The sequence below is a fragment of the Nocardia sp. NPDC059195 genome (assembly GCF_042754695.1).
In the GTDB taxonomy this organism is placed as follows: Bacteria; Actinomycetota; Actinomycetes; order Mycobacteriales; family Mycobacteriaceae; genus Nocardia.
Genome location: NZ_JBHZBG010000020.1, coordinates 15591 through 37955 on the forward strand (window position 1 = coordinate 15591; position 22365 = coordinate 37955).

Genomic DNA, 22365 nt, shown 5'->3' on the forward strand with positions numbered 1-22365 from the left:
TGGGTTCCTGTTTCACCGGGACTTGCCTTCCGCTACGCGGAGGGACTTACGGTCCCTCCGCAAGCGTTTAACCACTCCGCACGTCCTGCGGCGTGAATATTCATCGCAGCGTTGAGATCCCGGTCATGGACAGTGCCACACACGCACGACCACTCCCGCACATGCAACGGCTTCTTGCCATCCACCACCCCGCATACCGAACACAGCCGAGACGACGGAAAGAACCGGTCCACCTTCGAAAAGACCCGACCGTACCGAGCCGCTTTCTCCTCGAGCATGCGGGTGAACATGCCCCACCCGGCATCATGGACCGACTTCGCCAACCGGGTGCGCGCGAGACCTTTCACACACAAATCCTCGACGAACACCGCTTGGTTGTCACGGATGATCATCGTGGACTGCTTGTGCGCCCAATCCCTACGCGTATCAGCCACTCTCGCATGCGCCCGAGCGACCTCGACACGCGCCTTGGCCCGATTCCTCGAGCCTTTCTCCTTGCGGGACAACATTCGTTGCGCCTTGCCGAGCTTGCGTTCCGCCCGGCGCAAGAACCTCGGATTATCGATCGTCTGACCGTTCGATAACACCGCGAACGTCGTCAAACCTAGATCGATACCGACCTCGGAATCCGACACAGGCAACGGCTGCCCGTCCACCTCCACCACAAACGACGCGAAATACCGGCCTGCCGCGTCCTTCACCACGGTCACACTCGAGGGATCCGACGGCAGATCCCGCGACCAGCGAACCGCGACATCACCGATCTTCGGCAAACGCAACTTTCGGCCGGTCGTGACCGCGAATCGGGCGTTCTTCGTGAACCGGATAGCCTGCCGATTGTCCTTGCGAGACCGGAAACGCGGTGGCGCGACCTTACCGCCCTTCCGTACGCCGGTGACCGAGCCGAAGAAGTTGCGGTACGCGGTGTTCAGGTCGGCGAGGGCCTGCTGCAGCACCACCGCCGACACTTCTGCCAGCCACAATCGTTGCGGGGTCTTCTTCGACTCCGTCAACAACTTCGACAGTTCCGCATCAGTAACCCGACGGCCCTCCCGGAACGCCTGCTGCCGGATGGCCAGGGCGTCGTTGAACACGACCCGGGCACAACCGAATGCTTGCGCCAACGACTGCTGCTGCCCCACAGTGGGGTAGAGGCGGAAGTTATATCGCAACTGCATAACCGACAGTGTGACACCGGGGTACGACAACAAACCAGCCACCGGGAAACACCTGATCCCGAAAGCCGTGCAGGACCATCGCGTTCAGGGCACGCTCTGCCCTGTCGGCCTCCCACGTTGACCTTCACCACCCTGAAGGGTGGCGTACTTGACCCACACCCGGTAGCGGCTAAGCCGCCGCGCGGTCGACGCGGGATCCGGATTCGCGGCTCGCGCGCACGCTCGACAGGACCAGCGGCAGCAGCCAGCCCATGGCGACCTGGTCGTAGGGCAGCAGTATCTGGTCGAGGCGGTTGTGGACGTAGGCCACCGACAGGCCCGACTGCGGGTCGACCCAGCCGAACGAACCACCCAGCCCGATGTGGCCGAAGCCGTGCCGTGCGCCGGGGACGGGCAGGGAGTGGTAGCCCAGGTGCCACATCATCGGGAGGTAGAACAGCGCGTGGTCGAGCCGGTAGGTCTGGACCCGGCGGATCGCGGCGTGCGTGCTCGGCCGCAGGTACGGTGCGCCGTCGACGGTGACGCCGTCGGCCAGCGCGGCGTACATCTTCGCCAGCCCGGCGGCGGTGGCGACACCGTTGCCCGCGGGCATCTCGGTGTTCAGGATCGTCGGGTCGTCACCGTCGAGGATGCCGTCGAGGCCGGGCACGAACAGGCAGCGAGCGGCCGCACCGAGCGGTCCGGGCAGCCGGAATCCGACCTTCGACAGGAAACCCGCGGCGATCGGGTGCGCGGCGAAGCTCATGTGCGCGCCGGCCAGCCGGGCGTATTCGGTCGACGAGTCCGCGGCGGGCCGCCCGAGATGGATGCCATCGATACCGAGCGGATCGGTGACCTCGCTGCGGATCAGCTCGCTCATGCTCCGCCCGGTCACACCCCTGGCCAGGCCGGCGAGCAGCCAGCCGTAGGTCAGGGCGTGATAGGTCGGGGTGCCGAGCATGCGGTCCGGAGTGGCCAGCGCGAGGCGGTCCTCCATGAGCTCGTGATCGAGGGCTTCCGCGGCGGTGTTCGCGACCGCGGACAGCGACGACAGTCCGGCGCGATGGGTGAGCACGTCGGCGACGGTGATCGAACCCTTGCCGTGTGCGGCGAAGCGCGGCCAGTACTCGGCGACCGGCGCCTGGTAATCGATCAGTCCGCGATCGGCGAGCCGGTGGATAACGGTGGCGGTGACGCCCTTGGTCGCGGAGAACACGATCGCACCGGTATCGGCGTTCCACGGCCGGTCGCCCCCGCTGCCGGTCCAGAAATGGGCGAGGGGTTCACCGTGCCGATAGATGGCGATGGCACCGCCCGCGTCGCGGCGATGGCCGATCAAGGCGGCGAATGCGCGCACCAGCGGGCCGAATCCGGCCGGGGCGTAGCCCCCCACACCGGCCGGGAGGGCAGCGCTTTCCTGCCCGTAAGCGTCGTTGCTCATCATCTGAATATACGGCGTTATGCCTATTCGGCAATGCCGCGTTTCGGACTGTGGCCGACCCGTGCCCCGACGTCATCACTCGGTGACCACCGCGCCCGTGCCGTCACCCTCCTCGAGCACCGCGAAACTGTGACCCGAAATGAGCGTTCCCGCACCACTTTCGGTGGCGGGCGACCAGGCCAGCAGTACCCGACCGTGCACCGGGATCAGCACTTCGTCCTCGGCGAGGTTGCACACCACCGAGATTCGGCCACGCCGCAGGATGAACCAGCGCGCCGCCTCGTCGTAGTCGGCCCAAACTCGTTCCAGCCATGGGTCGGTGAACTCCGGCCTCGACTTGCGCAGGGCGAGCAGGCCCCGATAGCAGGCGAGCAACCGAGCGTGCGGTTCGCGACCGACCTCGGCCCAGTCGAGCTTGGAGCGGGTGAAGGTGGCCGGATCCTGCGGGTCGGGCACCTCCTCGGTGGACCAGCCGTGCTCGGCGAATTCGGCGCGACGCCCGGTGGCGGTGGCCGTGGCGACCACCGGGTCGGTGTGGGAGGTGAAGAACTGGAACGGGGTGCGCGCGCCCCACTCCTCCCCCATGAACAGCATCGGGGTGCTCGCCGAGAGCAGCACCAGTGCCGCCTTCACCGCGAGTTGGCCGGGGGTGAGGTAGTCGCTGGGACGATCACCGATCGCGCGATTGCCGATCTGATCGTGGTTGCAGGTGTAGCCGAGCAGGGCGCTGCCGGGGATCAGGTCGCGCGGGATGGGAGCACCGTGCGTGCGGCCGCGGAAGCTGGAATACGTTGCGGCGTGGAAGAACCCGTGCGTGAGCGTCTGTGTGAGACAAGCCAGAGAGCCGAAATCGGCGTAGTATCCCTGCCTTTCGCCGGAGACAGCCGTGTGGACGGCGTGGTGCAGGTCGTCGTTCCACTGACCCGTCAGCCCGTAGCCGCCTGCCGCACGCGGGGTGATCAGGCGGGGATCGTTGAGGTCGCTCTCGGCGATCAAGCTGAGCGGTCGGCCCAGATGTGCGGCCAGCGCGGTCGTTTCGACGGTGAGCTCGTCGAGCAGGTGCGTGGCGGTACGGTCGACCAGCGCGTGGACGGCGTCGATGCGCAAGGCGTCGATGTGGAATTCGCGCAGCCAGCGCAGGGCGTTGTCGATGATGTAGGCGCGGACCGCGTCCGAGCCGGGGCCATCGAGGTTGAGGCTTTGCCCCCAGGTGTTGCGGCCGGTGGTGAGATAAGGGCCGAAGCGTGGCAGGTAGTTGCCGCAGGGGCCGAGGTGGTTGTAGACCACGTCGAGGCAGACGGCCAGGCCGCGGGCATGGCAGGCGTCGACGAAGCGTTGCAGGCCGTCGGGGCCGCCGTAGCTCTCCTGCACCGCGTACCAGAGGACGCCGTCGTAGCCCCAGTTGTGGGTGCCGTCGAAGGCATTGACCGGCATGAGTTCGACGGTGGTGACGCCGAGGGCGACGAGGTGGTCGAGATGGGCGATCGCCGCGTCGAAGGTGCCGTCGACGGTGAAGGTACCGATGTGGAGTTCGTAGAACACCGAGCCGGCCAGTGCTCTGCCGGTCCAGTTCCGGTCGGTCCAGGCCGTCTGGTCGAGGTCGTGGACCGCGGAGGTTTCGTGCACGCCATCGGGTTGGCGGGGTGAGCGCGGGTCGGGCAATACTGTCGGATCGTCATCGACCAGGAACCCGTAGCGAGCCCCCTGACCTGCGTCGACGCGCACCGACCAGTTGCCGCCGCCGTTTCTTCGCATCGGGTGCTCGACCCCGTCCAGTTGCAGCCGCACCGCTCCCGCCTCCGGTGCCCACACCCGAAACTGCCTCATCGGCCCAGCATCGCATGCCCCGCGCCGGTGTGCTCGATCAACGAATCACCGCGCGTGCGCGGTGACCCCGACCGGTCCGGCGCCGATACACAGCGACTGCCGCTCGTCGAGGGACCTGATCCGCAGGGTGTCGCCGCCGCCGAGCAGCCGGACGTACACGGTGTTCAAGCCCGCGCGCACGTCGGCGATCGTCTCGGTCTCGCCTTCGAAGGACACGGCGATCCGGCCGTCACGTTCGGCGTGGTAGTTCACCTGGGCGGTCCAGTCGCGGATCTGCATGGGGCCGTCGAGTGGGAGGTTGGTGCCGGTGGCGCCGTGCACGCGGTACCCGCAGCGAGGTTCGGGGCCCTCCACGATGGCGCGGTTCCACCAGACCTGCGCGTCGACGATGGCACCTTCATCGGTGATCATCCGCAAGCGCGGGGTCGAGCGGGCGAACGTGCCGGGGGTTGAGATCGGGGCGAAGACACGGTCGGTCATGTTCTCGGGGAAAGCCAACGGGTTCAAGACATTCCACGGAACCTCTTGGGGCAGCAATGGCGCGTCGGCAGCGCCCGGGAGAGCGGCGCGCACCCCGCTGACATAGGTGCGGGCCGGGCTGGGTTCCCAGGACCTGGTGAACGTGATCGTCGAGAACACACTGCTCGCGACGAACGCGATGATCGCCGCGATACCCGCCAGCTGTCGCCTCGGTCGGCGCCGGCGGGGTGCCGAACCGATCAGTGCGAGCGCGATGGTGGCAACGACGGCGAAGTCGGCGAAGTAGCGGATGGACTGCAGAAGTATCCCCGCGGTGCTCGGCCCGTCGCGCAACAGGACGACAGGTGCGATGGTGACCACCGCGTAGGCGACGGTGCACAACCCGACCGCGGCGACCCGGCCACGAGCGTGAATTGCCCACACCGCGAACAGGATCAGCAGTATCCAGCTCAGCGCAACCAGCACACCCGGTGCGTCAGCCCACGGCGTGGCGGGTTGCCACCGTTCCCAGCGCCATGGGCCGCCGAACAGCGCGGGCACCAAGCCGTCGGACAGCGCGCTACTCCACAGGGACCCGGGATGTTCGGGAGCCGAGAGCCCCCTGGGACGTTGGATGACGAGCAGGAAGCACGCCGACCATGCGAGCAATACGGCGCCGCCCGACGTCCACAGCGCGGCCCCACGGCGAGCGGCGTCACGCACCGACCCGCCCGACACGTGTGCCGCGAGCACCGTGACCACGAATGCCACCGGCAGCACGACCACCGCCTTCTCGAAGAACAGCAACGCCACCGCGAACACCACAGCCCCTGACACCGCATACCCGCGCCGCCCGGTCCGCACCAGCCGCACCGCGTCCGCGCTCACCCAGGCGAGGGCGATCTGCAGGGGCAGCGCGTTCACCGCGGCCGCCCACCAGGCGAACGCGGGCACCGTCAACGGCACGAACAGGTAGAACGCCAACGGCCCCAGGATCCGCGCCCGAACTCCGAGCAGCACGACGAGCAGGCGCAACACGGCCAGCGACGCGAGCACCTGCAACGCCACCAGCACCACGACCGCCACCGTCCAGTCCAGCGGCGCCACCGCGGTGACCAGCCAAGTCAGCACCAAGGCGAGCGGCATCACGTGCCCGTCGTGACTGGTGAACAGCAATTCCGCCGACAACACCGGCTGACTGCTCACCCGGCCGATCAGCAGGAAATCGTCCCAGTAGAAGAATCCCGACGCGGCCACCCAGCCGCGCAGTAACAGCTGCGCCGCGATCAGCGCCGCCGCGACGAGCAGCACGCTTCGCCCCGACATCCGCCACGGCACCGCCCGTAACAAGTCACGGGAGTGCGGTGGCGAGTCGAGCAGCGGCACGGACGTCACGTCTCTCGACGCTAGCTCGTAGTTCGCGGGGCGGCCATCACGACCCACCATAGGGGTGGCGCCGATGGTCCGTGCCCGCACACAGACATTTTTGGACTGATCTGTTCAAAACGTGCTACGGTCATCGGCATGGCCCGGCCAAAGGAATTCGACGAGCACCGCGCGGTGGATGCCGCGATGCGGGCGTTCTGGTCCGCGGGCTACGAGGCGACCTCCACCCAGGATCTCTGCGACGCAACAGGTTTGGGTCGCAGCAGCATCTACAACACCTTCACCAGCAAACGCGAGCTGTTCGATCGCGCACTGCAGCACTACATCACCACGAAGAACGCGCCCCTCTTCGAAATCCTCGACAGCGACGCACCGGCCCGGGAGCGAATCGGCGCCGTGCTGCACCGCGCCGCCGACGCACCCGATACCGAACCGGCGGGCTGCCTCGTCGTCAACTCGATTGTCGAACTCGCGCCGCACGACGCCGCCGCCAAGGCCAGCCTGCGCGCCGACGAGGAGCACCGCCTCGACGCGCTCACCGCGACGATCGAAAGCGGCCAGCGCGCGGGCGAATTCGCCCTCGACCGCGACGCACGCGCCATCGCCCAATTCCTGACCGCCACCATCAGCGGCATGCGGGTCGCGGCACGCGGCGGTGCGGACCGCACCACCCTCACCGCCATCGCCGATACCGCGCTGCGCTGCCTCTGAGATCCCCTGACCCGAGCCGTCTTTCGCCATGCCTCAATTTTGGACTGATTGATTCAAAATAAGAAGGGTTCGTCATGCCGACCGCTATCTACATCCTGGGCCTTTCCATCTTCGCCCAGGGCACCTCCGAGCTGATGCTCGCCGGCCTGCTCCCCGACATGGCCGCCGACCTGGGCGTGTCCATACCCAGTGCCGGGCTGCTCATCTCGGCCTTCGCGCTGGGCATGCTGGTCGGCGCGCCACTGCTGGCCGTGGTGACGCTGCGGTGGCCACGCCGCGACGCACTGCTCGCCTTCCTCGCGATCTTCGTGGCCGCTCATGTCGTCGGCGCGCTGAGCGGCGACTACTGGGTGATCCTCGGGACGAGAGTGGTGAGTGCCTTTGTCTACGCCGGGTTCTGGGCGCTGGCGGCGGCGACCGCGGTGAGCCTGGTGGCGCCGCGGTTACGCGGACGGGCGATGAGCATCGTCGCAGGCGGACTCACCATCGCCACCATCGTCGGGTTGCCCGCAGGCACCGTGATCGGCCAGCATTGGGGCTGGCGCGCGGCCTTCTGGGCGGTCGCCGGACTGTCGGCGCTGACCATGCTCGGTGTGTTCGCGAAGATTCCCGGCGGTCGGCCCACCACAGTCGCGGCGCTCGGCGGCGAATTGCGTGTGATGGCGAACCCGCGACTATGGGTTTCTTACGGCGCCACCGCACTGTCGACGGGTTCGGCGTTCGTCACTTTCGCCTATCTCGGCGCGATGCTGACCGATACCACCGGCATTGCGGCGGTGTGGGTTCCGGCGGTGCTGGGTCTGTACGGTGTCGGCGGGTTGATCGGCATCATGATCGGTGGGCGCTTCGCCGACGCGCACCCGTTCCGCACCCTGTATGTGGGGGCCGCCGGGATGACGGTCGCCGCGGCCGCGATCGCCATCACCGCGCACTCCCCCGCGGCGATGATCGCGCTCGTCGTGCTGCTCGGCGCTTCCGGATTCGCCACGAACCCCGCGTTGAACACCCGCGTCTTCGCACTGGCCGACGGCGCGCCGACGCTGGCCGCGGCGACCAACTACTCGGCGTTCAACGTGGGGATCACGGTCGGCCCGTGGCTCGGTGGACTTGCCATCGGTGCCGGGCTCGGCTTCGCCTCGGTCGGCTGGATCGGCGCCGCCCTCGGCCTGGCCATGCTCGCCACTGTGGCTCTGTCCCACCGGCTGGAACGTGAACCCCGCACGGCCGCTGCTACTTCCGAGCCTCGCGTGCGCGAGTTCACCCGCCAGTAGACCTGGAACGGCGAAACCACCCGCGGCAATGTGGGTGGTTTCGCCCGTTTCCGGCTTGCTCAGCCCAGGCAGCCCGGACCGAGCAGTGCTTTCAGATCGCCCATCAAAGCCGACGACGGGGAGACCCGCCAGGCGTCGTCGAGTTTGAGCATGGTGGTCTTCTCGCGGGCACCGACGTGGCGGATGAAGACATCCGAGGTGCCCTGATGGCGGGTGAGAACCTTTTTGAGTTCACCGAGTTTGTCGGGCGTGCACATGCGTGTGGTCATCACGACAGCCACCGGCTTGGCCACGCCGATGGCCGAAAGATCAGGCACGACAAGATCGTTGGCGATCAGCGAGATGCGGTCGTCACGCACGGAGACGCGGGCCTTCACCAGCACCACGGCGTCTTCGACCACATCCATGCCGTACACCGAGTACGACTGTGGGAAGAACAGCACTTCCACACCACCGGTGAGGTCCTCGAGCTGGGCCGAGGCCCAGGCAAGGCCGTTCTTGTTGATGCGGCGGTTCACCGAGGCGAGGATGCCGCCGATGGTTACCTGCGCGCCGTCCTTGACGTCGCCTTCCAGAATCGCCGGGATGGGAGTGTCGACCTGGGCGGCCAGCACGTGCTCGACGCCGTTGAGCGGATGCCCGGACACGTAGAGGCCCAGCATCTCGCGTTCGAGAGCGAGCTTGTGCTTGGTCTCCCATTCGTCTTCGGGGACCTTGACGTTGAACACCGACGCCATCGAGTCGTCGCCGTCGTCGAGGCCGCCGAACAGGTCGAACTGGCCGATCGCCTCGGCTTTCTTGGTCGACATCACCGCGTCGATCGCATCGGAATGGATCAGCAGCAGGCCCTTACGCGGATGCCCGAGTGAGTCGAAACCGCCTGCCTTGATGAGGGATTCAGTGACCTTCTTGGAGCAGGCGATCGCGTCGATCTTGTTCAGATAGTCGGAGAAGTCGGTGAACTTCGACTTCTCCCGGCGCGCGGTGATGATCGAGCCGACCACGTTGGTGCCGACATTGCGGACCGCGCCGAGGCCGAACCGGATATCGGTGCCGACGGAGGCGAAGTTCAGCTCCGACTCGTTGACGTCCGGCGGCAGCACCGTGATGCCCATCTTGCGGCAATCCGACAGGTAGATCGCGGCCTTGTCCTTGTCGTCACCGACGGAGGTGAGCAGGCCCGCCATGTATTCGGCCGGGTAGTTGGCCTTGAGATAGGCGGTCCAGAACGAGACGAGGCCGTAGCCGGCGGCGTGCGATTTGTTGAACGCGTAGCCGGCGAAGGGGAGAATCGTGTCCCACAGCGCTTTGATGGCGGGCTCGGAGAAGTCGTTGGCCAGCATGCCGTCGCGGAAGCCCGCATAGGCCTCTTCCAGGACAGACAGCTTCTTCTTACCCATGGCGCGGCGCAGGATATCGGCTTGGCCGAGTGAGTACCCGGCCACCTTCTGCGCGATCTGCATGATCTGTTCCTGATAGACGATCAGGCCGAACGTATCGGCCAGGATCTCTTTCAGTGGCTCTTCGAGCTCGGGATGGATCGGTTTGACTTCTTGCCGGTTGTTCTTGCGGTCGGCGTAGTCGTTGTGGGCGTTCATGCCCATCGGGCCGGGGCGATACAGCGCGAGGACGGCGACGATATCGCCGAAGCCGGTGGGCTGCATGCGGCGCAGCAGGTCGCGCATGGCGCTGCCGTCGAGCTGGAACACGCCGAGGGTGTCGCCGCGGGCGAGCATTTCGTAGGTCGCCGGGTCGTCGAGCGGCAGCTTGTCCATGTCGAGGTCGATGCCGCGATTGGCCTTGATGTTCTCCAGGGCGTCACCGATGACGGTGAGGTTGCGCAGACCGAGGAAGTCCATCTTCAGCAGGCCGATGGCCTCACACGACGGATAGTCCCAGCCGGTGATGATCGCGCCGTCCTGGGCACGCTTCCACACCGGAATCGCGTCGGTCAGCGGCTCCGAGGACATGATGACCGCGCAGGCGTGCACGCCCGCGTTGCGGATCAGACCTTCCAGGCCACGCGCGGTCTCGTAGATCTTGGCGACGTCGGGGTTGGAGCCGATGAGCTCGCGGACCTCGGCGGCTTCCTTATACCGCTCGTGATCGGGATCGGTAATGCCCGAGACCGAGATGTCCTTGGCCATGATCGGCGGCGGCAGCGCCTTGGTGATCTGATCGGCGATAGCGAAACCGGGCTGGCCGAACAACACTCGCGCCGAGTCCTTGATCGCGGCCTTGGTCTTGATGGTGCCGAAGGTGATCACCTGGGCCACACGGTCGCTGCCCCACTTCTCGGTGGCGTAACGGACCATCTCACCGCGGCGGCGATCATCGAAGTCGATATCGATATCGGGCATCGACACACGCTCGGGATTGAGGAACCGTTCGAACAGCAGACCGTGCGGGATCGGGTCGATATTGGTGATCCCCATCGCGTACGCGACCAGCGAACCGGCGGCCGAACCACGGCCGGGACCGACCCGGATGCCCACTTCCAGGGCGTGCGTGATCAGGTCGCCGACGACGAGGAAGTAGGCCGGGAAACCCATCTCGCAGATGACTTTGAGTTCGAAGTCGGCGCGGTCGAGGTATTCGCGCGAGGGACCGTCCGGAAAGCGGCGATCGAGACCGTCGAGGACTTCCTTGCGCAACCAGCTGGCCTGGTCGTGGCCTTCGGGCACCGGGAAGATCGGCATCCGGTCACGGTGAGCCCACACATCGTCGTAGGACTGCACCCGCTCACCGATGAGCTCGGTGTTGTCACACGCGCCAGGGACCTCGGCATCCCAGATCGCGCGCATCTCCGCGGCGGACTTGAGGTAGTAACCGTCACCGTCGAACTTGAACCGGGTCGGATCCGACAGCGTCTTACCGGTCTGAATACACAGCAACGCTTCGTGATTGGTCGACTGATCTTTGGTGACGTAATGGCAGTCGTTGGTCGCGATCGGCGGGATACCGAGCTGCTTGCTGATCTCGATCAGGCCCTCGCGGACCCGGCGCTCGATCGACAGACCATGGTCCATCACCTCGAGGAAGAAGTTGTCGGCGCCGAAGATCTCCTGCCACTTCGCGGCGGCTTCGAGCGCTTCGCGATCGTGGCCCAGGCGCAGCCGGGTTTGTACCTCACCCGACGGGCAGCCCGTCGTCGCGATGATGCCCTCGGCGTGCTGGGCGATGATCTCCTCGTCCATACGCGCCCACTTGCCCAGCTGACCCTCGATCGAGGCCAGACTCGACAGCTTGAACAGGTTACGCAGACCGGTCGCGTTCTCGGCCACCATCGTCATGTGGGTGTAGGCACCCGAACCGGAGACGTCGTCGCCCTTCTGACCCGGATCGCCCCACTTCACCCGCTTGGTATCGAAGCGCGAGCCCGGCGCGATGTAGGCCTCGATGCCGATGATCGGCTTGATGCCCGCCTTCTTCGCCGAGTTGTAGAACTCCGAGGCGCCGTACATGTTGCCGTGGTCGGTCATGCCGACCGCGGTCATGCCCAACCGATCCGCCTCCGCGAACAACGGCGAAATCTTCGCCGCACCATCGAGCATCGAGTACTCGGTGTGGTTGTGCAGGTGAACGAACGATCCGGACGGAGCCAAGACGGTCCTTCCTCCCATAGAGTCGGCGGGGGTTGGCCTTGGCATTCTATGCACGGGGGTCCGACAGATTTCGCACTCGGCGCGCGCGCCCCAGACCGCACCTCGGTGTGGGTCGGCGTGTCGTGGTGAAGGTCACCGACGAGCACTCGACATCGCGAAGAAGACGACCTGATCCGATTCAGGTGCCGACACCGACATAATCGGTGGGTGCACTCCGATCGGCCCACCCGTTGACCACCTTCATCGTGGCCGCGGTGGTCGCTGCCCTCCTGGTCGTGGCATTGCTGGTGTGGCGGCGGACCCAGCGTGTCGTCACCACACCCGCCCAGCGTGCCGTCCACCAAGCGCTGCACACCGCGTCGCTGGCCGCCGTGCCGTTGCGTCGTGGGCTGACCGAGGAGTCCGCGAATGAGGCGGCGCCACACCTGCGGGCCCTCGCCGGCGCGGAGGCGCTGGGTGTGGCCGATGCCGAGGGGACTCTGCTGGCGTGGGACGGTCCGCAGACGGGAATGCTCGCGTCGTTCGCCGATGCGGCGCGGCGGGCGGTCGCCGATGAGCGGCCGGTGTTGGTCACCGGTGACGAGCACACGTTGATCGCGCAACCCTTGCCGATCGATACGGGGGCGGCGGTCGGAGTGCTCGGCATGGTGACGACCGGCAAGCCGGGACCGGGCATGCTCGGGGCGGCCGCGGAGGTCGCGCGGTACGCGTGTGGGCAATTGGAACTCGCCGAGCTGGATGCTTCCAGGGCTCGGGTCGACCGGGCCGAATTGCGGGCGCTGCGAGCCCAGATCAGCCCACACTTCATCTACAACGCGCTCAATACGATCGCCTCGTTCGTCCGCACCGACCCGGACCGGGCCCGCGAACTGATCCTCGAATTCGCCGACTTCACCCGCTATTCCTTTCGCGCCGCAGGCGAATTCACCGTCCTCGCCGACGAACTGCGCAATATCGAGCGGTATCTGGCGTTGGAACAGGCCCGCTTCGGCGACGCCCTCGACGTGCGCTTACGCATCGCACCGGAAGTCCTCGGCGTCGTCCTGCCCTTCCTCGCCTTGCAGCCACTCGTCGAGAACGCGGTCCGGCACGGCCTCGCAGGCGGCGGCCGAGGCGGCCAGCTCAGCATCGTCGCCAGCGACGCGGGCACCGACTGCCTGATCAGCGTCGAAGACGACGGCATCGGCATGGACCCCGATCTCCTGCGCTCGGGCGCCCTCGACGCCGTCGCCACCGATTCCGGCCCGGCCCGCACCGGCGAGGCCGCCCACGTAGGCCTGGCCAATGTCGACGACCGCCTGCGTGCCGCCTTCGGCAACGACTACGGGTTGGTCGTGGAAACCGCGCCGGGAGCGGGCACGAAGGTCAGCATGCGGGTCCCGAAGTTCCGCGCCGGCATCCGCGCTTGATTCGCGTCGCAGGGCAGCGTTCGACACCGGCACCGAGGGCGCCGGTTACGATGGATAGGTTGTGACTTGGAACACTGAAGAACCCTCGACCGCTCTGCGGGTGCTCGCCGTCGATGATGAGAAACCGGCGCTGGATGAGCTCGTGTATCTGCTGAGCACGCAGGCGGGAGTCGGTGAGATTCATCGGGCGGGTGAGGCGACCGCGGCGTTGCGGTTGTTGCGGGCGCATCCGATCGACGCGGTGTTTCTCGATATCGATATGCCGGGGCTCACGGGGATGGAGCTGGCGGGAATTCTGTCGGAGTTCGCGGAGCCGCCCGCGGTGGTTTTCGTGACCGCGCACGACGATCACGCGGTGGCCGCCTTCGATTTGGGGGCGGTGGATTATTTGCTGAAACCGTTGCGGGGGGCTCGGTTGGGCGAGGCGGTGCGGCGGATTCTGGCGGGGCGGGTTTCGGTGCCCACCGCGGTGGTCGCGGAGTCCGCGCATCCCAGTGAGGTGATTCCGGTGGAGCTCGGTGGGGTGACCACGTTGGTGAATCGGGCCGATGTGGCGTGGGTCGAGGCGGATGGGGATTACGCGCGATTGCATACCGGGAGTGGGTCGCATTTGGTGCGGATTCCGTTGTCGGCGCTGGAATCACGGTGGGAGGACGCCGGTTTCCTCCGGGTGCATCGGTCGTATCTGGTGGCGTTGCGAATGGTGACCGGGTTGCGGAGTGCGGGGAATGGGACTGTGGTGTGTTTGCGGGCCGAGGGGGCGGCGGGCGCGGTGGAGTTGCCGGTGAGCCGGCGGCAGGTGCGCGAACTCAAGCAGCGGCTCGTGCACGGGCCCCGGCAGAACTGGTCGCAGCGGTGACAGGTCCGCAGCGGCCCCCGCGCGAACGGGTGGTGCTGGCGCAGCGGCGGGGAGCACGTCAGGCGCGCACTCGCACGGAGATGGTCGAGCAGACCGATCTGGGTGCGGCGTTGATCGGCGGGTTGATTCGGGCGCAGCTCGGTCTGGCATTGCGCCTCGGGCTGGTGGTGGCGATCGGGTTCGGCGCGCTGCCGGTGCTGTTCCGCGTCGACGCGATCGCCGAGGCCGCGGTGCTCGGTATTCGGCTGCCGTGGCTGATTCTCGGCGTTGTCGCGTTCCCGGTGCTCTACGCGGTGGGGTGGCTGTATGTTCGCCTCGCTCAGCGCAATGAGGACGACTTCCTGGAATTGGCCGGGGACTGATCCATTGAGCTCCGACACCCCCGCGCTCACGGTCGCCGCACTGCTGCTGGCCGCGCTTGCCACTGTCGGCATCGGTTTTTACGGAGTGCGGCTGTCCCGCACGACTTCCGACTTCCTTGTCGCCTCACGCACGGTGGGTTCGCGCTGGAACGCGGCGGCGATTTCCGGTGAGTATCTTTCCGCGGCTTCTTTTCTCGGTGTCGCCGGATTGATCGCCAAATACGGCGCCGACGCCCTCTGGTATCCGGTGGGATTCACCGCGGGCTATTTGGGCCTGTTGATGTTCGTGGCCGCGCCGCTGCGCCGGTCCGGTGCCTACACCGTGCCGGACTTCGCCGAATTCCGGTTGGGGTCGATTCGGTTGCGGCGCATGGCTGCCGGTCTCGTCGTGTTGGTCTGCGCGGTGTATCTGATCCCGCAGTTCCAGGGCGCCGGACTCACTTTGCACATTCTGCTCGGGGTGCCCGCCTGGGTGGGCGCGGTGTCGGTGGGCGCGATCGTCTCGGCGAATGTGATCGGCGGCGGAATGCGGTCGGTGACCCTGGTGCAGGCATTCCAGTACTGGCTGAAGTTGACGGCAGTGGCGGTGCCTGCGCTGGTGCTCGGAATGCACTTCCTCGCCGACGAACGACCGGTCGCCACACCCGTGCCGCCGACCGTCGACGAGCGCACCACCGTCGACATCTCCACCGATGTCGTAGTGCACCTCGATATTTCACAGCAGGTCACGGTCACCGGAATGCTGGACGGGTACTCCATCGCTGGTCCGGTCGAGCTGGCGCCGGGCGATCACACCCTCGCCGAAGGTAGCGAGTTGATCCTCGCGCCGGGTGCGGCCGTTCCGGTGGTGGCCGGAGCACCGGCCGACGGTGCGAGCTGGGTGGCGGCCGGCGGCGGTTTCGGCGGGGAACATCCGCAGTACCAGGTGTTTTCGCTGATCGTGGCAACGTTCCTCGGCACCATGGGACTGCCACACGTGCTCGTCCGCTTCTACACCAACCGCGACGGCCCGTCGGCTCGCCGGACCGCGCTGACGGTGATCGGCCTGGTGGGGGCCTTCTATCTGTTCCCGATCCTGCTCGGCGTCTTCGCCCGCCTCTACGTGCCACAACTGCTGATCACCGGCGCCTCCGACGCGGCGGTCGTGCTGCTGCCCGGCGCGGTGCTCGGCGGACTCGGCGGAAAGCTGCTGGCCGCGCTGGCGGCGGCCGGGGCGATCGCGGCGTTCCTGTCCACCTCGTCGGGGCTGCTGGTCAGCCTGGCCGGCGTGCTCAGCACCGACGTGCTGCGCGGGCGCATCCGGGACTTCCGGCTGGCCGCTCTGGTCGCCGGCGTGGTCCCGCTGACGCTCGCGGTGACCGTCGCGTCCCTTGATCTGTCGCGCACCGTCGCCCTCGCCTTCTCCGTGGCCGCGTCGACCCTGTGCCCACTGCTCGTCCTCGGCATCTGGTGGCGTGGACTCACCGCGACCGGCGCGGCCGCCGGCATGCTCACCGGCGGCATCACCTCGGGCGGGGCCACCGTGCTGGCGGTGCTCGGCGGCGTCTCCCCTGACCTGGCGAACGGCTGGCCCGCCGCGATCGTCGACTATCCGGGCGCGGTCAGCGTGCCACTGGCCTTCGCGGTGACCATCCTGGTGAGCCTCGCCACCACGGGCCAGGATCCCCGAGCGGTAGCGGGCGTCTTCCTGCGCATGCACGCCCCCGAACGGCTCGGGATGAGCGCCGACCGCGACCCCGAAACCACCGCCCACCGGTGATCTTGCGACGACCGTTCGTCGCACCACACCGACCGCTCACCGCACGGGCGGCCACCTTCACCGAGTGACCCACGCCACACCATCATGCGGGCACGTCCGGCCCCTTACCGTCATCTCCACGCACGACCCCCTTCACGCTAGGACGACCGGCATGACCCAAACCGACACCGAGGCGCCAGATCCGCGCACGCCGAGTGCCGACGAATGGCTCGCGGTACAAGCGAGTCCACAGTTCCAAGATCTGCGAAACCGGCTGCGCCGCTTTATCTTCCCGATGACCGCACTGTTTCTGGTGTGGTACCTGAGCTATGTGTTGCTCGGCGCCTACGCACACGACTTCATGGCCAAGCAGGTCTTCGGCAACGTCAATGTGGGCCTGCTGCTCGGCCTCGGGCAGTTCGTCTCCACGTTCCTCATCACCGGGCTCTACGTCCGTTTCGCCAACCGTGAGCTGGATCCGCGCGCCGCGGCCATTCGCGAAGAACTCGAGGGGGCCCGGGCATGAGCGTCACCCTTGCCGCGTCCGATACGGTGGGCAACCCCATCGCCAATATCGCTATTTTCCTGCTGTTCGTCGCGGTCACCATGGTCGTGGTGATCCGGGCCAGCCGCAACAATGCCAGTGCCGCGGACTATTTCACCGGTGGGCGCGGTTTCTCCGGCCCGCAGAACGGCATCGCCATCGCCGGTGACTACCTGTCGGCCGCGAGCTTCCTCGGCATCGCGGGCGCGATCGCCGTCTACGGCTACGACGGGTTCCTGTATTCGATCGGGTTCCTCGTCGCCTGGCTCGTCGCGCTGCTGCTGGTGGCCGAAATGCTGCGCAACACCGGCAAGTTCACCATGGCCGACGTGCTCAGCTTCCGGCTGAAGGAAGGCCCGGTGCGCACCGCGGCCGCGCTGACCACCCTCACCGTCTCGCTGTTCTATCTGCTCGCGCAGATGGCGGGCGCCGGTGGCCTGGTCGCGCTGCTGCTCGATATCTCCAGTCGCGCGGGACAATCCGTCGTCATCGCGGCCGTCGGCGTGCTGATGATCGTGTACGTGCTGGTCGGCGGCATGAAGGGCACCACCTGGGTGCAGATCATCAAGGCGGTGCTGCTGATCGCGGGCGCCGCGCTGATGACGGTGATGGTGCTGGCCAAGTTCGGCTTCAACTTCTCCGACATCCTCGGTGCCGCACAGGAATCGGTGAGTGATTCCACCAGCAAGGCGGTCGCCGCGCGCGATGTGCTCGCTCCCGGAGCGCAATACGGCGGCAGCGAGATGTCCAAGCTGAACTTCCTGTCGCTCGGTCTGGCCCTGGTGCTCGGCACCGCGGGTCTGCCGCACGTGCTGATGCGCTTCTACACGGTTCCGACCGCGAAAGAGGCTCGGCGCTCGGTGGTCTGGGCGATCGGCCTGATCGGTGCCTTCTACCTGTTCACCCTGGTGCTCGGTTACGGCGCGGCGGCCATCGTCGGCCCGGACAAGATTCTCGCCGCGGCGGGTGGCCAGAACTCGGCGGCACCGCTGCTGGCGTTCGAACTCGGCGGGGTGATCCTGCTCGGGGTGATCTCGGCGGTCGCGTTCGCGACGATCCTCGCGGTCGTGGCCGGACTCACCATCACCGCGTCGGCCTCGTTCGCCCACGACATCTACGCCAGCGTGCTCAAGAAGGGCGAGGTCGACGAGGTCAAGCAGGTGCGGGTCTCGCGGATCACCGCGGTGGTGATCGGTGTGCTCGCGATCGGTCTCGGCATCCTCGCCAACGGCCAGAACATCGCGTTCCTGGTGGCGCTGGCGTTCGCGGTGGCGGCGGCGGCGAACCTGCCGACGATCCTGTACTCGCTGTTCTGGAAGCGCTTCAACACCACCGGCGCGCTGTGGTCGATGTATGGCGGCCTGATCTCGACCATCGTGCTCATCGTGTTCTCGCCCGCGGTCTCGGGCAACAAGACCGCGATGATCAAGGGCGCGGATTTCGACTACTTCCCGCTGTCCAACCCGGGCATCGTGTCCATTCCGCTGGCATTCGCGCTCGGCGTGCTCGGCACCTTCCTCGGTGGACGTGGCGAGCAGCAAGCCAAGGCCGCGGAGATGGAAGTCCGGTCGCTGACCGGCGTCGGTGCGGAGAAGGCGATCTCGCACTAGCGCCAACCCTGCCCGTGCCGGTGGTTCGCCCCACCGGCACGGGCTGTACCCCCCACGTTTTTCGAAGGAGAATCTCTCGTGACCAGTTACCCGCCCGCCTCCGAGTTCGTCGCCTCGGCCAATGCCGATGCCTTGCTGTACGAGCGGGCGCGCGCCGATCGCGACGGTTTCTGGGCCGAGCAGGCACACCGGTTGCACTGGCACAAACCCTTCACCGAGGTGCTCGACTGGGCCGACGCCCCGGTCGCGCGCTGGTTCGGCGACGGCGAACTCAACGTCTCCTACAACTGCGTCGACCGCCACGTCATCGACGGGCACGGCGACCAGGTCGCCATCCACTGGGAGGGCGAACCCGGCGACTCCCGGGCGATCACCTACGCGGAGCTCCTCGAGGAAGTGTGCCGGGCGGCCAACACTTTCACCGCGCTAGGCCTCGTGGCCGGTGATCGGGTCGCGATCTACATGCCGATGGTGCCCGAAGCCATCGTGACGATGCTGGCGTGCGCGCGGCTCGGCCTCACCCACTCGGTGGTGTTCGCCGGGTTCTCCCCCACCGCATTGCGTCAGCGGGTCGACGACGCGCAAGCCAAGTTGATCGTGACCACCGATGGACAGTGGCGTCGCGGGAAGCCCGCCCCGCTGAAGTACGCCGTCGACGAGGCACTGGGTTCGGACCCGTCGAGCGTCGAACATGTGCTGGTGGTGCGCCGGGTCGGCCTGGACGTGCCGTGGACCGAAGTTCGCGACCTGTGGTGGGACGAAACCGTCGCTGTCGCTTCGCCTTCCCACGAAGCGCAAGCCTTCCCCGCCGAACACCCGCTGTTCATCCTCTACACCTCTGGAACCACCGGAAAACCCAAGGGAATCCTCCACACCACCGGCGGATACCTCACCCAGACCGCCTACACCCACCACAACGTCTTCGACCACAAAGCCGGACAAGACGTCTACTGGTGCACCGCCGATATCGGCTGGGTCACCGGCCACAGCTACATCGTCTACGGGCCCCTCGCCAACCGCGCCACCCAAGTCGTCTACGAAGGCACGCCGAACTTCCCCGATGAGCATCGCCATTTCGAGATCATCGAAAAATACGGCGTCACCATCTACTACACCGCGCCCACGTTGATCCGCACGTTCATGAAATGGGGCCGCGAGATCCCCGACGCCCACGATCTGAGCACCCTGCGACTGCTCGGCTCCGTCGGCGAACCGATCAACCCCGAAGCATGGCGCTGGTACCGGGACGTGATCGGCGCGAACAAGACTCCGATCGTCGACACCTGGTGGCAGACCGAGACCGGCGCCATCATGATCTCCCCCTTGCCCGGCGTCACGGCCACCAAGCCTGGTGCCGCGATGGGCCCGCTGCCGGGGATCTCCAGCAAGGTCGTCGACGACGAAGGTACGCCGCTGGGTTCCGACGAATCCGGTCTGCTCGTCCTGGATCAGCCGTGGCCGTCGATGCTGCGCGGCATCTGGAACGACATGGACCGCTACCGCGAAACCTATTGGCAGCGTTTCGCTTCCGAAGGCTGGTATTTCGCCGGGGACGGCGCCAAGCTCGACGCCGATGGCGATCTGTGGATCCTGGGACGCGTCGATGACGTCATGAATGTGTCCGGTCACCGCATCTCCACCGCCGAGGTGGAATCCGCGCTCGTGGGGCACCCGGCCGTCGCCGAGGCCGCCGTGGTCGGCGCTTCCGACGAGACCACCGGTCAAGGGATCGTCGCCTTCGTCATCCTCACCGGGTCGGCCGGTGCGGCCGAGGCACTCGTCTCCGAGCTCAAGGCGGCGGTCTCGCTGGAGATCAGTCCGATCGCCAGGCCGCGCGAGATCCACATCGTGCCGGAGCTGCCCAAAACGCGCAGCGGCAAGATCATGCGGCGACTGCTGCGCGACGTCGCCGAAGGACGCGAACTCGGCGATACCTCGACCCTGGTCGACCCGACGGTGTTCGAGTCGATCGCCACCGCGTGAGCGCGCCGGATGGACCAAGCCCGCGCGACACCGGGCATGCTGGGACGGTGGAGATACCTATGTTCCCGCTGGGTGCGGTGCTGCTACCCGGCGAGTCGCTGTCGTTGCAGATCTTCGAGCCACGATATGTGGCGCTGATCGAGGACTGCATGGATGGGCGGCGGGAGCCGGAATTCGGGGTCGTGCTGATCGCGCGCGGGCACGAGGTGGGCGGTGGTGAGGTGCGCACGGAGGTGGGCACCGTCGCCCGGATCACCGAGGTCATCGAACTGCCCGATTCGCGATACCGGCTGCGCTGCAAGGGAACCGACCGCATTCGCATCGAGAAGTGGCTCGTCGACGCCCCCTACCCCCAGGCCGAAGCCGCGCTCTGGCCGGACGGCCCCGGCGCCGACGACAGCGCGTTGCTGGCGGATCTGCGCGAACGCGCGGACCGCCTGCACGACCTGACGGCCCAGTTCGCGCGCCGCAACGGCATCCGCCGCCCGCCACCCTCGGCATCGCTGGACGACCTGCCCGACGATCCCACCACCCGCTCCTACGAACTGGCCGCTCGACTACCGATCGGCCCGACCGACCGCCAATCGGCCCTGTCCGCCCCGGATCCACACACTCGACTCGCGACGCTGTCCACCTCCGTCGACGACGCGATCGCGATGATGGAGTTCCGCCTGCTGTGATGCCCCCGGTATCGGCCGCACTCGCAGGTGGGACGCAGGTTTCATACAGCATCCGCCACAGCGTTCTCCCGCAGATGCAGTTCCCGCCGGGCGATGAGCAGGCCATTTCCCGAGGTGACGAGGTCGCTCGGGCATAGCTGCAGAAGATGCGGCATGCGGCATGTTCGGACGTCGTGGAGCTGGTCTCTCAGGTCGCCTGTGGCTGCCAACCGGGACCTCGGAACAGGAAGCCGAGCTTGTGCGAGAATTTCGCCGCGTTCTTGACGTCCTGCCAGATCGCGACTATCTCGCGGGCGTTGATCTTTGCGATGTTGTAGGTGTTGACGTTCTTGGTGAGGCCGTAGATCGCCCGCTCGCCCTCCGGCTCGAAGGAGCCGAAGATGCGGTCCCAGGTGATGAGCACACCACCGTAGTTGCGGTCGAGGTATTCAGTGTTGGAGCCGTGGTGCACGCGGTGGTGGCTCGGCGTATTGAACACGAATTCGATAGGCGCCCAGAGTTTGTCGATGGCCTCGGTGTGGATGCCGAACTGGTACAGCAGGTTGATCGCGTAAGCGGCGGCGATGATCTTGCCATCGATTCCCGACAGTGCCAGTGGTGCGAGGAACGGCAGGGACGTGACAACCAGCCAAGGCGTACGTAGTGCCGTGGTGAGGTTGAAGCTCTCGCTCGAGTGGTGCACGACGTGGACTGACCAAAACACCCGGATTTCGTGGTGGGCGCGGTGAAACCAGTAGTAAGCGAAGTCGACCCCGATGAGTGCGACGGCCCACGCGACCCAACCCTCGAGGTGCCACGGCACCAGCGAAGAAACAGACGCGAAGATCGCGAGTTCCGCCAGCGCCCACGGAATGTTGAGGAGTTGGTACCCCAGACCGGCGGCGATGGAGGTAGCTGAGTCGCGGTAGTCGTACGGCTTGCCGTGACGCTCGAGATACACGAACTCCGCCACAACGGCGACGATAAAGACCGGAATTGCCAGCCAGATCAGCATGGTGGAGACATCCATACCGGACATCGCAGACGCAAGTCGGGGAATGACGATGACTACGGCAGCCGTGCCCGCGAGGAGCACTGCGCAAGCCAAGATGAACTTGGTCCGGCCGCGGGCCCGGAACTTCTCCCGCCACGCCTCGGCGGTCGATTTCATGCCACTCATAGGTAAACCATCGTCCGGAGCGGCGCTCCACACCAGGAACCCAAGGTGTGGCTGATCGCCACCTTGTCGCAGGCCGGACCGAATCGGCGGGGCAGGTCACGCCGTCGCCTGCTCGACCATATGCCGCCCCTTCGGCAAGTAGTTCCGCTGCTTCGGTGTGATTC

At 66.8% G+C, this 22365-nt stretch carries 16 protein-coding genes; 10 read left to right on the forward strand and 6 right to left on the reverse strand.

Annotated elements, in window-relative coordinates; genetic code table 11:
• Positions 1-32 precede the first annotated feature (32 nt).
• The 4 genes from ACFXKN_RS23210 to ACFXKN_RS23225 all read right to left on the reverse strand — a co-directional run bounded on the left by ACFXKN_RS23210 (position 33) and on the right by ACFXKN_RS23225 (position 6279).
• Positions 33-1178, reverse strand: coding sequence for an RNA-guided endonuclease InsQ/TnpB family protein (locus tag ACFXKN_RS23210; protein ID WP_378969422.1), 1146 nt, complete (start codon positions 1176-1178; stop codon positions 33-35).
• A 169-nt stretch (positions 1179-1347) separates the two neighbouring features.
• Entirely contained in the window at positions 1348-2598 is a 1251-nt protein-coding gene (locus ACFXKN_RS23215) for a serine hydrolase domain-containing protein (protein WP_378969444.1), read from the reverse strand.
• Between the two features lie 75 nt (positions 2599-2673).
• Positions 2674-4425 carry a malto-oligosyltrehalose trehalohydrolase gene (treZ, locus tag ACFXKN_RS23220; RefSeq protein WP_379433790.1) on the reverse strand — a complete coding sequence of 584 codons (1752 nt, stop codon included), beginning with the start codon at positions 4423-4425 and terminating at the stop codon, positions 2674-2676.
• Between the two features lie 45 nt (positions 4426-4470).
• Positions 4471-6279: a hypothetical protein gene (locus tag ACFXKN_RS23225; RefSeq protein ID WP_379433791.1), complete on the reverse strand. Its 1809-nt coding sequence runs from the start codon at positions 6277-6279 to the stop codon at positions 4471-4473.
• Positions 6280-6408: 129 nt separating this feature from the next.
• Between ACFXKN_RS23225 and ACFXKN_RS23230 the strand changes: the two genes are divergently transcribed.
• The gene (locus tag ACFXKN_RS23230; protein ID WP_379433792.1) at positions 6409-6981 is read left to right on the forward strand and encodes a TetR/AcrR family transcriptional regulator; all 573 of its coding nucleotides are present in this window, start codon (positions 6409-6411) and stop codon (positions 6979-6981) included.
• Positions 6982-7055: 74 nt separating this feature from the next.
• Complete coding sequence (locus ACFXKN_RS23235) at positions 7056-8252, forward strand: Cmx/CmrA family chloramphenicol efflux MFS transporter (RefSeq protein WP_379433793.1); 1197 nt, start codon at positions 7056-7058, stop codon at positions 8250-8252.
• Between the two features lie 59 nt (positions 8253-8311).
• Here the strand turns inward: ACFXKN_RS23235 and dnaE are convergent, their stop codons facing one another.
• Positions 8312-11857, reverse strand: coding sequence for a DNA polymerase III subunit alpha (dnaE, locus tag ACFXKN_RS23240; protein WP_379433794.1), 3546 nt, complete (start codon positions 11855-11857; stop codon positions 8312-8314).
• A gap of 242 nt (positions 11858-12099) precedes the next feature.
• Between dnaE and ACFXKN_RS23245 the strand changes: the two genes are divergently transcribed.
• From ACFXKN_RS23245 to ACFXKN_RS23280, 8 genes are all read left to right on the forward strand, one after another.
• On the forward strand, positions 12100-13266 hold the full coding sequence (locus tag ACFXKN_RS23245) for a sensor histidine kinase (RefSeq protein WP_378969956.1): 1167 nt from the start codon (positions 12100-12102) through the stop codon (positions 13264-13266).
• 61 nt (positions 13267-13327) lie between these two features.
• Complete coding sequence (locus tag ACFXKN_RS23250) at positions 13328-14125, forward strand: LytR/AlgR family response regulator transcription factor (RefSeq protein ID WP_378969498.1); 798 nt, start codon at positions 13328-13330, stop codon at positions 14123-14125.
• Positions 14122-14487, forward strand: coding sequence for a hypothetical protein (locus tag ACFXKN_RS23255; RefSeq protein WP_379433795.1), 366 nt, complete (start codon positions 14122-14124; stop codon positions 14485-14487). Before ACFXKN_RS23250 ends, ACFXKN_RS23255 begins: the two co-directional genes overlap by 4 nt.
• Positions 14453-16246: a cation acetate symporter gene (locus ACFXKN_RS23260; RefSeq protein WP_379433796.1), complete on the forward strand. Its 1794-nt coding sequence runs from the start codon at positions 14453-14455 to the stop codon at positions 16244-16246. Before ACFXKN_RS23255 ends, ACFXKN_RS23260 begins: the two co-directional genes overlap by 35 nt.
• A 151-nt stretch (positions 16247-16397) precedes the next feature.
• Entirely contained in the window at positions 16398-16751 is a 354-nt protein-coding gene (locus tag ACFXKN_RS23265) for a DUF485 domain-containing protein (protein ID WP_378969516.1), read from the forward strand.
• Positions 16748-18379, forward strand: coding sequence for a cation acetate symporter (locus ACFXKN_RS23270; RefSeq protein ID WP_378969521.1), 1632 nt, complete (start codon positions 16748-16750; stop codon positions 18377-18379). The genes ACFXKN_RS23265 and ACFXKN_RS23270 overlap by 4 nt, the downstream gene beginning before the upstream one ends.
• A 78-nt stretch (positions 18380-18457) precedes the next feature.
• Positions 18458-20362 carry an acetate--CoA ligase gene (gene acs, locus ACFXKN_RS23275; RefSeq protein WP_379433797.1) on the forward strand — a complete coding sequence of 635 codons (1905 nt, stop codon included), beginning with the start codon at positions 18458-18460 and terminating at the stop codon, positions 20360-20362.
• Between the two features lie 59 nt (positions 20363-20421).
• Positions 20422-21042, forward strand: a complete 621-nt coding sequence (locus ACFXKN_RS23280) for an LON peptidase substrate-binding domain-containing protein (RefSeq protein ID WP_378969536.1) — start codon at positions 20422-20424, stop codon at positions 21040-21042.
• Positions 21043-21229: 187 nt separating this feature from the next.
• Here the strand turns inward: ACFXKN_RS23280 and ACFXKN_RS23285 are convergent, their stop codons facing one another.
• Positions 21230-22201: a sterol desaturase family protein gene (locus tag ACFXKN_RS23285; protein ID WP_379433798.1), complete on the reverse strand. Its 972-nt coding sequence runs from the start codon at positions 22199-22201 to the stop codon at positions 21230-21232.
• Positions 22202-22365 lie beyond the last annotated feature (164 nt).

Coding starts and splice junctions, on each gene's coding strand:
- ACFXKN_RS23235 (WP_379433793.1), top strand. CDS start 7,056: ATGCCGACCGCTATCTACATCCTGGGCCTTTCCATCTTCGCCCAGGGC.
- treZ (WP_379433790.1), bottom strand. CDS start 4,425: ATGAGGCAGTTTCGGGTGTGGGCACCGGAGGCGGGAGCGGTGCGGCTG.
- ACFXKN_RS23280 (WP_378969536.1), top strand. CDS start 20,422: ATGTTCCCGCTGGGTGCGGTGCTGCTACCCGGCGAGTCGCTGTCGTTG.
- ACFXKN_RS23285 (WP_379433798.1), bottom strand. CDS start 22,201: ATGAGTGGCATGAAATCGACCGCCGAGGCGTGGCGGGAGAAGTTCCGG.
- ACFXKN_RS23260 (WP_379433796.1), top strand. CDS start 14,453: ATGAGGACGACTTCCTGGAATTGGCCGGGGACTGATCCATTGAGCTCC.
- ACFXKN_RS23270 (WP_378969521.1), top strand. CDS start 16,748: ATGAGCGTCACCCTTGCCGCGTCCGATACGGTGGGCAACCCCATCGCC.
- ACFXKN_RS23230 (WP_379433792.1), top strand. CDS start 6,409: ATGGCCCGGCCAAAGGAATTCGACGAGCACCGCGCGGTGGATGCCGCG.
- ACFXKN_RS23215 (WP_378969444.1), bottom strand. CDS start 2,598: ATGAGCAACGACGCTTACGGGCAGGAAAGCGCTGCCCTCCCGGCCGGT.
- ACFXKN_RS23210 (WP_378969422.1), bottom strand. CDS start 1,178: ATGCAGTTGCGATATAACTTCCGCCTCTACCCCACTGTGGGGCAGCAG.
- ACFXKN_RS23265 (WP_378969516.1), top strand. CDS start 16,398: ATGACCCAAACCGACACCGAGGCGCCAGATCCGCGCACGCCGAGTGCC.